A 14,114-nucleotide genomic window follows, 5' to 3' on the forward strand; every position below is an offset into this window, starting at 1 on the left:
TTTAATTCTGTTGTTGTCAGTGTAATCGTCTCCTGTCCCATGGTGACATTTTCACAGACGAGTTACAGGGTGACAATATCACAGAACAACTACAGCCTGTAAAATATGCCTTGTGGCTTTGCACGACCAAGGCTATAATGTTGGAATGGATTCAAGGGGATACTAATCGGAAATCGGAAAGGAAGGATGCTGCGTGACACGGGAGATTTATCTGGATAACAGCGCCACGACACGTCCTTATCGGGAAGTGCTGGAAGAGATGACAGATGCATTGACCCGGTATTACGGGAATCCGTCCTCCTTGCATAGAAAAGGGCTCGAAGCCGAAGAGCGAGTCGACCGGGTGAGGGAGGAGATAGCCAGGACGCTGGGCGCCAGATCATCCGAAGTAATTTTCACATCAGGCGGGACGGAGGCCAACAATCTTGCGATCCTGGGAGCTGCCCGCCGGTACCGGCAACGCGGCAATCATATCATAACCAGTTCCATTGAACATGCTTGCGTCCTGGACGCTATGAAACACTTGGAAGGAGAAGGTTTCCGCATTACCTACCTGCCAGTGGACGAGACCGGAAGAGTTAGGGTGGAAGATGTTGAAAAAGCATTGAGCGATGAGACCATCCTGGTTTCCATCATGTATGTCAACAACGAGACAGGCGCAATTCAGCCCATTAAAAAAATTGGCACCCTGTTATCGTCAAGACCCAAGACGATTTTTCATACGGATGCGGTACAAGCCTACGGGAAAATTCCGATTCGGGTCAAAGATGACAAGATCGACATGTTGACCGTATCTGCCCATAAACTGCACGGACCCAAAGGGACAGGAGCGCTGTATGTACGGGAGGGGATCGAATTGATTCCCCTGGTTTTTGGCGGCGGCCAAGAGAAAGGACTCCGCTCGGGAACGGAAAACGTCCCGGGTATAGCCGGGTTTGGCGCAGCTGTCAAAACGGTGTTTCCCTTTTTGGAAACCAATCGTTCCAAAATGGAGGCGTTGCGCAACAGACTGGCAGAATCGCTTCAAACTACCATTCAGGATGTACATATCAATACCTCTGTTGATCATGCCGCGCCCCATATAGTCAATGTTTCATTTCCGGGCGTCAAGGGGGAAGTGCTTGTACACGCGTTGGAAATGGAAGGTGTGTTTGTGTCGACGGGATCGGCGTGTTCTTCCAGAGAGAAAATCTACAGTCACGTTCTTAAGGCGATGGGACTCTCCCAACAACGGTTGGAGGGGGCGATCCGGCTGTCCTTGTCGTCGGATACCACCGAACAGGACATTGAGCATACTGTAAGCGCCCTGGCCCGAATTGTCGGGGATCTGCGCCTGCTTACACGGAGGTAACATCCATGTATTCATTGCTGATAGCCCGCTATGGGGAAATCTCGATTAAAGGAAAAAACCGGTCCGATTTTGAAAAGAAACTGGTCGAGAACATGCAGCGGGCGGTAAAAGAATTTGACAAGGTCAAGATTACCCGGATCGGAGGCAGAGTGGTAATCCACCTGAACGGAACTGACTTTCGACAGGTAGTGGACAAACTTCGCTGGGTTCCGGGGATTGTTTCCATGTCGCCGGTAATTACCGTAGAACAAAATCTTGATAAAATCAAACAAGCGGCTGTTGATTTGCTCAACAAAGTGGTCCAGACACCCATCCGGTTTAAGGTAGAGGCCAGGAGAGCCGACAAACGGTTCCCTCTTACTTCTCCGGAATTGACAAAGGAATTGGGAGCCCACATTCTGCGCAATGTTCCTGACTTGAAAGTGGATGTGCATAATCCGGAACTTACATTTACCTGTGAAATCAGGGAGGAAGCCGCCTACTTATATGTGGAAGTCATACCGGGTCCCGGAGGCTTGCCTATCGGAACATCGGGCAAAGCCATGCTGCTGCTGTCAGGGGGCATTGATTCCCCTGTCGCAGGCTGGATGACGATGAAAAGAGGCTTGGAAATTGAAGCCATTCATTTTCACTCCTATCCGTTTACCAGTGACAGAGCAAGGAAAAAAGTGGAAGACCTGGCCAAGAAACTGGCCGGGCTCAGCGGTCGAGTCCGTCTGCACGTTGTCCACTTCACGGAAATTCAGAAGGCCATTCGTCAGCATTGTCCGGAAGAACTGTCAATTACCGTAATGAGACGCTTCATGCTCAGGATCGCAGATCGCCTTGCTCACAGTCGAAAAGCATTGGCTCTGGTGACAGGGGAAAGTTTGGGGCAAGTTGCCAGTCAGACCTTGGAGAGCATGTATGTCATCAATCATGTTACCAACATCCCCATCCTGCGTCCGCTTGTAGCCATGGACAAGGTTGACATCATCAGAATTGCCAAAGAGTTGGAAACCTATGAAATTTCAATCCTGCCCTATGAAGATTGCTGTACGATTTTTATGCCGAAATCTCCGCGTACCCGTCCCCGTCTTGAAGAAACGGAAAAGGCCGAACGGAATCTGGATATAGAAGCACTTGTGCAGGAAGCAATTGACAAAACGGAATCGGTCATCTATTACAAAGAAATGGAAACCGGCAGGACCGAATAGAAAAGACAGATGCGGCCACACTATCCATAAAGATCCTTGGAAAGGGTGGGGACCGATTGGTCAAAATGGCAAGATATTACCGACTGACAACATTCCTGTTGCGATTGCTGCCGCTGGCAATGACGATCAGAGGCACATTGGTGAAAAGACGCCGCACGATGCGGTTTCTGAGAAGAATGATCAAGAACCTTGCATAGTTTCAGCCACCGATAATGGTGGCTGATTATTTTTGCCGGAATCTGGATATAACCATATCTAGGCTATCTTTTTCTATATCTGCATATAATAGCAAAAATGCTTTGGGAGGGTATATTCTGGATGAAAGCGATGCGTCAGGATGCTTGGACGGAAGAAGACGACAAAGTCTTGGCTGACATAATCCTGCGGCATATTCAAGAAGGCAGCACCCAATTGGCGGCATTTGGCGAATGTGCGGAAAGATTGGGACGGACGGCGGCAGCCTGCGGATACCGGTGGAATGCATGTGTTCGCAAATCCTATCAATCAGGGATTGAACTGGCAAGAAGCAAACGAAAAGAATTAAAGAATAACAAGAAAAAAAGGTTCGATGCGATTCTCCATGACAAGCTTTCCGCTGAAGAACCCCAAATCTCCTGGAATGATGTTTTACGGTTTCTGAAAGGAGTCAAACAGGAACACTCTGCTCTCCTGAATCATGTTCGGCAGTTGGAGAAAGAACTGGCCAATCGTGAAAAAGAATTGCAGGACCTCCTTTTGGCAAACCAAAAATTGGAATCCCAATTGCAAAAAGTAAGCCAGGAGCATGATTCCATCAAGAAGGACTACCGGTCACTGGTTCAAATTATGGAGCGGGCCCGCAAACTGACGCTATTCAGCGGGGATCTTGAGGATATGCAAGCTGCCACTTTCTTCCGTATGGATACAAACGGCAATCTGGAACGAATGGAATAAAGCAAGAGGCGCCGGTGGAGCTGCGCCTCTTGCTGCATTCAATGGGGTTTCGTTATGTTGCCGTTTTCAACAAACTTGATACTGTCCAATTGCTTTCGAAATTCGCTCCGGAACGAATCCAGATACAGTTGACGCAACTGTTGCTGCTCCAAACGTTCGTCCTCTGTTAGGCCGACGGTTTTTGCTTTCTGTGCCAGTTCATTGATGCGTTGAATTTTATCGGCAGACAGCAAGCGGAATCCTCCTTCAAGGGCTGTCAAATACAGGTATGGTTAAGGCTTCCAAACATAGGGATTTTCTCCCCGGTCGCGTGCGGGGTCATATTTTACCGGAGAAAAACCGAGCCTAATGAAAAATTCCTGGGCGCCTAGCCGGACATTGGTTTTGATCGGCAATCCCAAGGACTGTGCGTATCGCACCAACGCAGAACCATAGCCTTTGCCCTTGTAACCCGGCAGGACTTCCAGCTTCCACAGTTCATGATAATCTTGGGGCGGATCAAAATAACGGTCATACTTTGCCTCGATTCTGTACAAACTCATACGGGCGACCAGTTTGCCGTCTTCATAGATCCCATAGAAGGGAGACTCACTGGTTTCTTCTATCAGTTTCGATTGCATTTCTTCATGCATGGCAAGTTCTTCCAGACCGTTTTCCCTGAACTTCTTGAACTCTTCCAGGGTCTTGAAATTGATGCGGAGCTTTTGTACCTGAGACATGGCTCCTCCCCTTTCCCACCTGTTTTTATATTTATTATACACACAAACAAAGGAAATCGAAATATAAAGGAAACTGACTGTCCATTCGATATAATCCTGCATTTATACCCAGATTTGACGCGATTCTTGTCAGATCATGATGTTTTTTCCTGACTATTCACTGATTCAGCCGTTCAGTATAATTGAAAGTACACTCCAAACTGGTAAGGGATTGAAGCATTAGATGAAGAATGATACGATTCTGAGTGAAATTGACCAGCTGCGAATGGAACTACATCGGTTAATCAGTCAGAAAGGGGATCTGCTTGACCCCGGTGTTCTTGAAAAGAGTCAGCAACTCGACCGGTTAATCGTGCAATCCTATAAAATAGCGGACAATTCATGACATCCGGGAGGCAGTACATTGGACGACTCAATCAACAGCTTGGAAGATCTTGTTTCTTTTCTTGATGATTTTTTGCAGGATTCAACCGTTTGGTGCAGGCTTGAATGGGACAACCCTATTGCTGAGGACACCGTTGTATTGGCACAATTTCAGGCCAGGTATGATATGTGCGACATTGTGGAAGGGGAAGCAGAACGGGTAATTGCCCTTGAATTTCTGTTTCACCCGTCTGATTTTGAGGAAGAAGTGCCTTCATTGTCGCTTCCGGTTGATCCGGACGATGTGGAAGTAAATATTCTGGACGATGCCTTGGAGATGCAAAGTTTGGATTACAGGCTGTTGCTTAGAATTACCAATCATGAGTAAGAACCACCCGGCATGAACACCTAAACACGGGGATACACTATGTGTAAACCGCAACAGGGGGTTCGGCCCATGAATGACGACAGGAAGTTGGAAGACACCAAGGAACGTGAGGAACAGCGGCGTTTGCACAAGCAATTTACTCCAATCGAAGAAGAATATCATGCCGCTTATCCGGATGTGAAAGCTCCGTGGTCAATGGGCTTCCTTCGGGGGCTGTTCGGACGATATGGCAAGGGATTTCTGTTGGCTGCACTGGTCGGGGCCGCAATTGCTGCAGCTTTTTGGGCGGCCTTTGCGATTATTATGTATTGACAAAATGTGTTCAAACTTCAACCGCTGCCGGATGGCAGCGGTTGTTGTTTCTTGTTACACTTAAAGAAATTTAAAGGCAAGCAAAGGAGCGGGGGGTTGTGGAGATCTGGATTGATGCGGATGGATGTCCGCGGGAAGTTGTCAGAATCACACGGGAATATGCAGCCCGCTTGGGCATCAAATGTTGGTCAGTGTCGAATTACCACCATGAGATCCCGGGGGAAACCCATATTATGGTCGACGATCAGTCCCAATCCACAGACATGGAGATTATAAACCGGTGTCACGCGGGGGACTTGGTAATCACACAGGACATCGGATTGGCCGCCATCGCCTTGGGCAAGAAGTGCAAAGTACTGGGAATAAACGGTAAGGAATATGTGGATCACGATATGTCGATTCTGTTGGAAGTACGGGAACGTTCAGCCAGGATTCGACGGGGCGGGGGGCGGACAAGAGGCCCGAAGAAGCGAACCGCAGCGGACGATGCCGCCTTTGAAGCGGGGTTGAAGAGGTCCTTGGGAGTGTTATAATAGATGGCAAGTTTGATGGAGGGGTTGCCGGATATGGGCTTGATGTCGCAAATGCTGGAGTATTTCCGTTCGCCTGCGCTGAAAGAGAGTATATACAGAGCTTTGGTTGATATGGATTGCAAGCTCGAAAAGGACAAGCTTCTGTCCGAACCGGAAGGTCTCAAGGCGGATCTTTACATAGAAGCGGACGATGTGATTTATTTGGTCAAAACTGTTGAAAAATATCAATTGGATCCTCTTCCGGGAGCCTTGGTGGATGATTTAATACAAGCCAAGAGGAACCTTGTGCATTCCAAGTTCAAACGGGTGGTTCCGATCATCCTGATCGGGGAAAATACGGTCAGCGGATTCTTTCTGGAAGAGGTGTACCGGAATCATGTTCTGGTTTTGCAGGGCACTGTGGAAGAATGCGCTTATCATTTGGAATTCATTTTGCAGCACCAGGTTTCTGTGATCTACCAAATGTCACCCAAACTGGAACCGTCAGCACTCCGTTTCTTTGGAATTTAACGAATTATAAACATAAAACCGGTTCGGTTATGGTATGATGGTTTTTGTGTGATCAAATAGGAGGAATGTCATGACTCACCAAGATAAATTGCGAAACATAGCCATCATCGCCCATGTCGACCACGGGAAGACGACCTTGGTGGATAAACTGCTGCAGCAGTCGGGGATTTTTCGGGAAAACGAATATGTGGAAGAACGGGTAATGGATTCCAACGATCTGGAACGGGAGCGCGGAATCACCATTTTGGCCAAAAACACGGCAATTCAATATAACGGGTACACCATCAACATCGTGGATACGCCCGGACACGCCGATTTTGGCGGCGAAGTGGAACGCATCATGAAAATGGTGGATGGCGTTCTGCTGGTGGTAGACGCATTTGAAGGCTGCATGCCGCAGACCCGCTTCGTTCTGCGCAAAGCTTTGGAACAGAATCTCGTTCCCATTGTCGTCCTCAACAAAATTGACCGTCCCAACGCACGCCCCCACGAAGTTGTGGATGAAGTGCTCGAGTTGTTCATCGAACTGGGCGCCAACGACGACCAATTGGACTTCCCTGTCATTTACGCTTCGGCTCTGCACGGCTTTGCTACAAAAGACCCCGGGCAGAAAACCAATGACATGAAGGTGTTGTACGAAGCGATTATTGAGCACATGCCGGCGCCAAAAGGAGACCCAACGGAGCCGCTCCAGTTTCAGGTTACATTGTTGGACTATAACGATTACCTGGGTCGAATCGGCATCGGGCGGATTCAACGCGGGGAAATCAAACTGAACTCCCAGGTCGCCGTCATGAAGGTGGACGGAACCATCCAGAAGTCCAGGGTAACCAAACTTTACGGATTTATCGGGCTGAACCGTGTCGAGGTGGAGAGTGCCCAAGCCGGGGACATTATTGCGATTGCGGGACTTGGGGATATCAACGTCGGCGAAACGGTTGCCGACCCCGAACAGCCGGAAGCATTGCCGCTGCTTCGAATTGACGAACCCACCCTGCAGATGACGTTCCTTGTGAACGATTCGCCCTTTGCCGGCAGAGAGGGCAAGCATGTAACCGCCCGCAAGCTGAAGGATCGCCTCATGGCCGAACTGGAAACGGACGTGTCATTGCGTGTGGAAGAAACAGACTCTCCTGACGCGTTTATAGTATCCGGACGCGGTGAGCTTCATCTGTCCATTTTGATTGAAACCATGCGCCGGGAAGGCTATGAACTGCAAGTATCCAAGCCGCAGGTCATCATTCGGGAAGAAGACGGCGTCAAGATGGAACCTTTTGAACATCTGGTGATCGATGTCCCGGAAGAATACATGGGTGCCGTAATTGAGCGGTTGGGTGCCCGGAAAGCGGACATGACCAACATGATCAACAACGGAACCGGCACGGTACGTCTGGAATTTCTTATTCCCGCCCGCGGCCTGATTGGTTTCCGGACCGAGTTTCTGACAGAGACACGGGGATATGGCATCATGAACCACAGTTTCGACTCTTATCAACCTTACCGCGGTGAAATCGAAGGCCGCCGGCAGGGTGTTCTGATCGCCAACGAATCGGGTACCGCCACCACTTATGCGATTGAAGGGCTGGAAGACCGGGGTGTGATGTTCATCAAACCGGGAACGGAAGTCTATGAAGGCATGATTGTGGGGGAACATAACCGGGACAACGACCTGACTGTCAATGTGACAAAGGTGAAGGCCGCAACCAACGTGCGTTCCGCCACGAAAGAGGAAACCACGAAGTTGAAGACACCGCGCATCATGTCTTTGGAGCAGTCGCTGGAATACCTGAACGATGATGAGTATTGTGAAATCACGCCGCAATCGGTTCGTTTGCGCAAGAAATACTTGAAGAAGAACGAACGCGACCGTTACGAGAAGCAGAAAGCATATGCGAGTCAGGCTTAATACCGCCTGATTGCGGACGAAGCCACCTTAAACAAAAGCCACCCCTGATGTGCCTTTGCACGTCGCCAGGTGGCTTTCTTCATACGAATAACACGTTGCTCCCAAGGTCGTCCTGTTCCCCTGATTCACCTTCTGAAGCAGACTGGGACCGCAGACTTTGCTCTTCCAACCAGCTGTCTTCCGCCAATCGGGCTGCCATCAGGTGATCGTCAGGCATAGAGGACTGCAGGGCAGGCCGTTCCGAAACATTCATGATATCTCTCCTTTCGAATTGTAGATTTCCCAAAAATTCCTTGAGCATTCCCGGGGAGTTCTTCAGGCATTTTCCCGTCATTCGACAGTGGCATCCGGCTCGATTGTGGTATAATAGGGAAAAATTTGCTTGGGTTGGAAAGGGGATTTCTATGGCGGAAAAAGTTGTAACTGAATTGTCGCAGGAACTTGTTGATTTTTTGCAAGGTGAAAAATTGGTCTTTCTGCATACCACGGACCATGAAACAGGGGCCCCCAATGTGGCGGCCATATCCTGGCTGCTCGCGGTAAACCCCAAGCTGATCCGGTTTGCCATCGATCCGCGTTCCCGCGTGGTTTCCAATATTAACAAGGACGGCCGGGTCTCGGTAGCGATTCCCGGACCGGATTCCTGCTATTCCATCAGCGGGGTGGCGAAAGCGGACACGGAAAGGCTCGAGGGAGTCGCTCTCAACATGATCAAAGTCGACATCACAGTGGATGAAGTCCGGGATGTCATGTTCTATGGAGCCAAACTGTCGGCAGAACCCAAATACGTGAAAACCTATGACCCGAAATTGGCGGAAAAATATGATACGGAAGTTTATACTGCGTTAAAAAAGGGATAATGGATAATAAAACTCTTGCAAGAACCGGGCCGTGGGGGCGGACCGGCAGGGGGGATTCACTTGTTGGAGAAACCATTTCTCTTTCCATTAACAATGAAAAACGGGAAAGTATTTGATTCCACAGGAAAGGACATCACCGAAGCGTATCAGCAGTTCAAGCAGGCGGAAACAGCAGAAAAAATGGCTACTGCCCTTGAGGTTCTAAGACAGGTGAAAGCGGAAGGTCAGGAAACCCGTCACATGCTGTTTGTCGATACCGCCTACAGGTATGCTGCGGTCATCGAGACCTTTGTCGGGGATGACCTATCAGAGCGATTTAACCTTGCCTATGCAGGAAAGGTTAAGGTTGATGAGGACTCGGGAGAGTGGGGGCTTGGCAAGCTCAATCGGGTACTGATCCCGATTACGAGCCTGCCAGACCTTTACAAGTATGTCTCCCGGGGGTACTTCACCACCGATGTCGCCGAACAGGCGTGGGATCACCGGCGGTGTTCCTTTTTCATGATCAAGAATGACAACCACAACTACTAAAGCTGGTTGCAGGGAATGGCTATAAGGCCGTTTTCCTGCAGCCAGCTTTTTTGTTGCTGCAACTTTTTCAAGTTACGAATCCGCCGTTTGGAGATATGACTTGCCCGGTAATAAACCCGGACGAAGGAAGGGCCAGGAAACCCACTACGCCGGCAATGTCTTCGGGTGTTCCAAGCCTGCCGACGGGGGTCTCTTCCGAAAGCATCCGTCGGTCCTCCTGGGTAAGCTGTGCCAGCATATCGGTTTCCACGACTCCGGGTGCAACGGCGTTGACCGTGATGCCGGAGGGGCCCATTTCCTTGGCCAATGCCTTCGTAAACGAGATGAGGCCTCCTTTGGCGGCCGAATAGGCCACTTCCCCCGATCCACCGGCGATTCCCCAGATGGACGACATATTGATGATCCGGCCGTATTTTTTCCGGATCATGTGCGGAAGAACCGCTTTTGTACAAAGAAAAGGAGCCTTGAGATTCGCGGACATGACCTGGTCCCACTCATATTCGGTAGTGTCCAGCAGCAGACTGTGGCTCGCGACCCCGGCATTGTTGACCAGAATATCGGGATTGCCGAGGTAGAGGGAGGTCGTTTCAACCAGCCGGGACACATCCTCCGGTTTGGTCACATCCGCCTGTACAGGCAGGGATTTGCCGCCTGCAGCTTCACACCCCGCCGCCACTTCTTCCGCATACTCCTTTGAATAGATGTAGTTGACCGCCACTGCGGCACCGAGTCGGGCCAGTTCTTTGGCGATGGCACGTCCGATGCCTCTGGAGGCCCCCGTTACAATGGCCACTTGTCCCGCAAGCGGGCGATGAATTTCGTTCAATGTGAATCCCCTTTTTTCCGAATATGCTACTTTCATAGTACACCAACTTTGCAGCAGGACAAAGAAGAATCCAGTTTAAGGCATCCGTTTGTTATACTATAGGTAATGTTAACGAACCTAGGTTCGCAGATCCAATGAACACTTGGTTACTATACGAATTAGGTGATTCGCAAACATGAGGGTATCCAAAGTATTGCATAAGAGATCGGAAAGGACTGAAGTAAAAACAAAAAACATATGAAATGCATTAGGTTAAGATAGATGGAGGTTTGATTGGTGAACTCAAACGCAAACGACGTAGATACTTATATTGATGGAAATATTATTATTACAGGACTTATGCAGTTTGCCCCATAAACTGGTAGCCATCTAAGTTTTCTCTCTGGTGTGCTGCTTTTTTTTTCATCAAAACAGAACAAATAATCACTTGACTTTTTCAAATCACCACAAGAATCGCGATGTTGGCATTCTAGAAGCCTATCCAGTTCTGATTTACAAAAAGTTAACTGTTTCACAATAACAAATTAATTAAACCGGTTTAATATAAGAATCAGGAGTTGAGTTGCTTGGCCACAATCGACGATGTCGCAAAAGCTGCAGGTGTATCAAAGGGTACTGTGTCCAATGTTTTCAGCAAAAAACGTCCGATCAGCAAGGAGGTGACAGAACGGGTTCTTGAAGTGGCCCGCCGGCTGAACTATAAACCGAACTACTGGGCAAGAACCCTGGCGATCAAAGAAACACGCATCATTGGTTTGAATATGCCGGGGGAAAAAGTGAAGTTCAGCCACTTTCATATGTCTCTGTTAAACGGAGTACTCAAGGTTTGTTATGAAAGAGGCTATCGATTGCTGGTCAATACGCTGTCCAGCGAGTACCAAAACAGAGTCGAACATCTGGTATCTGATCCTGTAGACGGGGAAATCCTTCTTGACCCTTCTCTCGATGACCCGAGAATTGAGGAACGGGTGAATCGGGGACTCCCGATGGTCGTAATTGGACGACCTCCTGAAGGTTTCGACTCCCAGATCGCATTCGTAGACAACGACAATGTAAAAAGCGCCATCGAGGTCACGGAGTATCTTATAGGTTTGGGACATAAACGCATCCTGTTTCTCAATGCCCCCGAACAGCGCACCGTAGCCCAGGATCGTGCAAAAGGGTATCGAATGGCGATCGATAAGGCCGGATTGTCTGGCTGCGGATCTTTGATTCTATTTAAGGAAGAATCTTTAACCTCTGTCGATTTCGGTTATGAGACTGCCAAACGGCTATTATCTCATGAAACTTCTATTACGGCAGTCATAACTGATACCGACAAAATGGCTCTCGGCGTGTATCGAGCGGCAGAAGAACTGGGCTATATAATTCCGCAGGATCTTTCGGTGTTTGCATTTAGCGACGACTCCGTGTTCAGTCCGGAATTCTCACCGCCCCTCAGCAGTGTCCGCCTAAACGCGGAAGAGCTGGGAAGCGAAGCGGCAAGACTGTTGCTCGATCAATTGGCTTCCAAACAGCAAAGTGTACAAAAGGTAGTAATCGCATCTGAGATGGTACTGCGGGGTTCCTGCAGTAACACAAGGTTACATACATCCAAGGAGGCATAACATGAGACTTATCACAAAAAGAATGGGACGGGTACTCCCGTTGGTTCTTGCATCTTCATTGGCTTTGACTGCCTGCAGCAGCAACCAGTCTGCAACAACCCAGTCCGAAGCAAAACAGGAAGAAAAGACCATTCGTATCCTTACAAACGTGGTAGGTGGAAAAACACCGGAAGAAAACAAGTTGTTTGAGAAAGAAATTGAACGATTAACAGGAATTAAGGCAGAACTGGTTAAGCCTCCTTCCGATTACGACCAGAAGCTATTGGCAGCGATGTCTTCTGGAGAGAAATACGATCTGGTTTACCTGACGAAAGACAAAATGGACATCCTGGTCGAACAGGGCGTACTAATGAACCTCACAGAGAAAATTAAGAAATCTCCCGTACTGTCGGATCCGAAAGTAATTCCGTCGGAAGAATGGGACATGATCCGTTATAAAGACGGAAGTATCTATGGGGTATTTAACAAGTTCGAAGGAGGTACCCTGCCGATTGTCCGTGAAGACTGGATGAAGAAACTGAATCTCGAGCATCCCAAGACGTTGGATGATTTCTACCAGGTGTTAAAAGCCTTCAAAGAGAAAGACCCGGATGGCAACGGAAAGAATGACACCTATGGGTTGTCGACTGCAGGTCTCTATGACATCCAGGGCTTTATGAGTGCAGCGGGCGCAAAATACAAGTATGTAATCGACAAAGACGGCAAGCGGACTATCCCGTACGCTTCTGAACAAGCGGTTCCTGTTTACGAGTGGTTCGCCAAATTGTATAAAGAAGGAATTCTAGATCCGAACTTTGCCACCAACGATACCAAGAAAATGCGTGAGTTGTTCCTGACGGACCGTGTGGGTATGGTTACGTATTGGGACGCTTGGGTCGGAATGTTTAACAATATCCGTCAGAAGGATGATCCCAACACCAAGTTTGTTGCCAAAGGGATTCCGGGTGCAGTAGGTTCAGACGGCAAAATTATGCTTCGTCGTGGCGACCCCAGCCTCTGGGCAATTCCGAAGAACGCTCTCCATCCGGAAACCGCTATGAAGTTCCTTGAATTCTGGCATTCCAAAGAGGGGAACATCCTGAGTACCTTGGGAATCGAAGGTCATGACTACATCATGAAAGACGGAAAGTATGAGTTAACCGAAGAAGGCAAGAAACATAACATGGACCATGGTGTAGTAATCCCAAACACCACCACCTGGCAGAATCCGTTTGGCATGCTGCCGGGAGTGAAGGAAGCCCAGAAGATCATTCTCGATAATAAGGCGACCATTGAAGTGGCTACCAAAGACTGGCCTGCAGCCGAGAAAATTGTTCAGAACTATGCTTTCAAGGCCATGACAGGACAAATGCCTGCGAAAGAGGCAGTACAGAAAATGCAGGAAGAACTGAAAGCCGCCAAGCTGATTGATTAACAGTGAGAGATGGGGAGATCGCTCCCCCCTTTTTCTTTAATGGCAAAATGACTAAAAGGTGTGGAAAGCATTGAGGAAGTTAAAAGCAGTGAAAAAATACGGGTCTCTCTATATCATGATGCTTCCCGTATTTATATACTTTCTTCTTTTTTCCTACTATCCGCTGATTCGAGGATTCGTTATCAGCATGCAGGATTTCCGTGTGATTGGAGACCGTCCTTTTGTGGGATTCGATAATTATGCGACCGTGCTTCAGGATCCGATGTTCTGGCAGGCCATGAAAAATACCCTGTTCATCGGAGGCGGAATACTGGCTGCCGGTTTCTTCCTGCCTGTTCTGGTTGCATTATCACTGAACGAATTAGTGCGAGTTTCCTTCAAGAAGTTCACGCAGACGGTCATTTACATGCCTCACTTGTTCTCATGGGTAGTGGTCGGAGGAATCTGGATTTACATCCTTTCTCCGGATGGCGGGTTGGTTAACGAGTTGATGAAGTGGTTCGGAAAGCAACCGGTCCATTTTTTGACACAGGAAGATTATGCACGACCGACCATGATTCTAACCGCGATCTGGAAGGATATGGGGTACAACTGCATTCTCTACCTGGCCGCAATTGTGGCGATCAATCCCTCTTTGTATGAAGCGGCACGGATTGACGGTGCAG

The 14,114-nt window shown here is 48.7% G+C and carries 19 protein-coding genes; 15 read left to right on the forward strand and 4 right to left on the reverse strand.

Features of this window, described 5'->3' with window-relative positions; all coding sequences use genetic code 11:
- The first annotated feature begins 193 nt into the window (after positions 1-193).
- The 4 genes from EFBL_RS08670 (at position 194) to EFBL_RS08680 (ending at position 3,480) form a co-directional block, all read left to right on the forward strand.
- Positions 194-1,351 (forward strand): cysteine desulfurase family protein, encoded by a 1,158-nt coding sequence (locus tag EFBL_RS08670; RefSeq protein ID WP_096181749.1) that lies wholly within the window; start codon positions 194-196, stop codon positions 1,349-1,351.
- 5 nt (positions 1,352-1,356) lie between these two features.
- Positions 1,357-2,547: a tRNA uracil 4-sulfurtransferase ThiI gene (gene thiI / locus EFBL_RS08675; RefSeq protein WP_096181750.1), complete on the forward strand. Its 1,191-nt coding sequence runs from the start codon at positions 1,357-1,359 to the stop codon at positions 2,545-2,547.
- 56 nt (positions 2,548-2,603) lie between these two features.
- A complete protein-coding gene (locus EFBL_RS20915; RefSeq protein ID WP_165912736.1) occupies positions 2,604-2,744 on the forward strand; it encodes a hypothetical protein in 141 nt (46 codons plus the stop codon).
- 121 nt (positions 2,745-2,865) lie between these two features.
- Complete coding sequence (locus EFBL_RS08680; protein ID WP_096181751.1) at positions 2,866-3,480, forward strand: RsfA family transcriptional regulator; 615 nt, start codon at positions 2,866-2,868, stop codon at positions 3,478-3,480.
- Between the two features lie 38 nt (positions 3,481-3,518).
- On the opposite strand, the gene EFBL_RS08685 is transcribed toward EFBL_RS08680, so the two are convergent.
- The gene (locus EFBL_RS08685) at positions 3,519-3,713 is read right to left on the reverse strand and encodes a DUF896 domain-containing protein (protein WP_096181752.1); all 195 of its coding nucleotides are present in this window, start codon (positions 3,711-3,713) and stop codon (positions 3,519-3,521) included.
- Between the two features lie 39 nt (positions 3,714-3,752).
- Positions 3,753-4,199 carry an N-acetyltransferase gene (locus EFBL_RS08690; RefSeq protein ID WP_096181753.1) on the reverse strand — a complete coding sequence of 149 codons (447 nt, stop codon included), beginning with the start codon at positions 4,197-4,199 and terminating at the stop codon, positions 3,753-3,755.
- A 223-nt stretch (positions 4,200-4,422) separates the two neighbouring features.
- Here EFBL_RS08690 and EFBL_RS08695 point away from each other — a divergent pair, with 223 nt between their 5' ends.
- The 6 genes from EFBL_RS08695 to typA all read left to right on the forward strand — a co-directional run bounded on the left by EFBL_RS08695 (position 4,423) and on the right by typA (position 8,211).
- Positions 4,423-4,584 (forward strand): aspartyl-phosphate phosphatase Spo0E family protein, encoded by a 162-nt coding sequence (locus EFBL_RS08695; RefSeq protein WP_096181754.1) that lies wholly within the window; start codon positions 4,423-4,425, stop codon positions 4,582-4,584.
- An 18-nt stretch (positions 4,585-4,602) separates the two neighbouring features.
- Positions 4,603-4,950: a hypothetical protein gene (locus EFBL_RS08700; RefSeq protein WP_096181755.1), complete on the forward strand. Its 348-nt coding sequence runs from the start codon at positions 4,603-4,605 to the stop codon at positions 4,948-4,950.
- Positions 4,951-5,019: 69 nt separating this feature from the next.
- A complete protein-coding gene (locus EFBL_RS08705; RefSeq protein ID WP_096181756.1) occupies positions 5,020-5,262 on the forward strand; it encodes a hypothetical protein in 243 nt (80 codons plus the stop codon).
- A 98-nt stretch (positions 5,263-5,360) separates the two neighbouring features.
- A complete protein-coding gene (locus tag EFBL_RS08710) occupies positions 5,361-5,795 on the forward strand; it encodes a DUF188 domain-containing protein (RefSeq protein ID WP_096181757.1) in 435 nt (144 codons plus the stop codon).
- A gap of 3 nt (positions 5,796-5,798) precedes the next feature.
- Positions 5,799-6,305 (forward strand): hypothetical protein, encoded by a 507-nt coding sequence (locus tag EFBL_RS08715; protein ID WP_096181758.1) that lies wholly within the window; start codon positions 5,799-5,801, stop codon positions 6,303-6,305.
- Between the two features lie 70 nt (positions 6,306-6,375).
- Positions 6,376-8,211, forward strand: coding sequence for a translational GTPase TypA (gene typA / locus EFBL_RS08720; RefSeq protein ID WP_096181759.1), 1,836 nt, complete (start codon positions 6,376-6,378; stop codon positions 8,209-8,211).
- Between the two features lie 79 nt (positions 8,212-8,290).
- Here typA and EFBL_RS20530 read toward each other — a convergent pair whose 3' ends face one another.
- Complete coding sequence (locus EFBL_RS20530; RefSeq protein WP_165912735.1) at positions 8,291-8,464, reverse strand: hypothetical protein; 174 nt, start codon at positions 8,462-8,464, stop codon at positions 8,291-8,293.
- Positions 8,465-8,615: 151 nt separating this feature from the next.
- Between EFBL_RS20530 and EFBL_RS08725 the strand changes: the two genes are divergently transcribed.
- Together EFBL_RS08725 and EFBL_RS08730 are read left to right on the forward strand one after the other, a co-directional pair.
- A complete protein-coding gene (locus EFBL_RS08725; protein ID WP_096181760.1) occupies positions 8,616-9,071 on the forward strand; it encodes a pyridoxamine 5'-phosphate oxidase family protein in 456 nt (151 codons plus the stop codon).
- Positions 9,072-9,131: 60 nt separating this feature from the next.
- Positions 9,132-9,602, forward strand: a complete 471-nt coding sequence (locus EFBL_RS08730; protein ID WP_096181761.1) for a hypothetical protein — start codon at positions 9,132-9,134, stop codon at positions 9,600-9,602.
- A gap of 67 nt (positions 9,603-9,669) precedes the next feature.
- Here EFBL_RS08730 and ymfI read toward each other — a convergent pair whose 3' ends face one another.
- Positions 9,670-10,428: an elongation factor P 5-aminopentanone reductase gene (gene ymfI, locus EFBL_RS08735; RefSeq protein WP_231705733.1), complete on the reverse strand. Its 759-nt coding sequence runs from the start codon at positions 10,426-10,428 to the stop codon at positions 9,670-9,672.
- Positions 10,429-10,994: 566 nt separating this feature from the next.
- On the opposite strand from ymfI, the gene EFBL_RS08740 reads away from it, so the two are divergent.
- From EFBL_RS08740 to EFBL_RS21160, 3 genes are all read left to right on the forward strand, one after another.
- On the forward strand, positions 10,995-12,035 hold the full coding sequence (locus EFBL_RS08740; protein ID WP_096181763.1) for a LacI family DNA-binding transcriptional regulator: 1,041 nt from the start codon (positions 10,995-10,997) through the stop codon (positions 12,033-12,035).
- Between the two features lies 1 nt (position 12,036).
- On the forward strand, positions 12,037-13,449 hold the full coding sequence (locus tag EFBL_RS08745; protein ID WP_096181764.1) for an extracellular solute-binding protein: 1,413 nt from the start codon (positions 12,037-12,039) through the stop codon (positions 13,447-13,449).
- Positions 13,450-13,519: 70 nt separating this feature from the next.
- The coding region (locus EFBL_RS21160; protein ID WP_231705734.1) for an ABC transporter permease subunit at positions 13,520-14,114 on the forward strand (595 nt) is incomplete at its 3' end.

It is taken from the genome of Effusibacillus lacus, assembly GCF_002335525.1.
GTDB lineage: Bacteria > Bacillota > Bacilli > Tumebacillales > Effusibacillaceae > Effusibacillus > Effusibacillus lacus.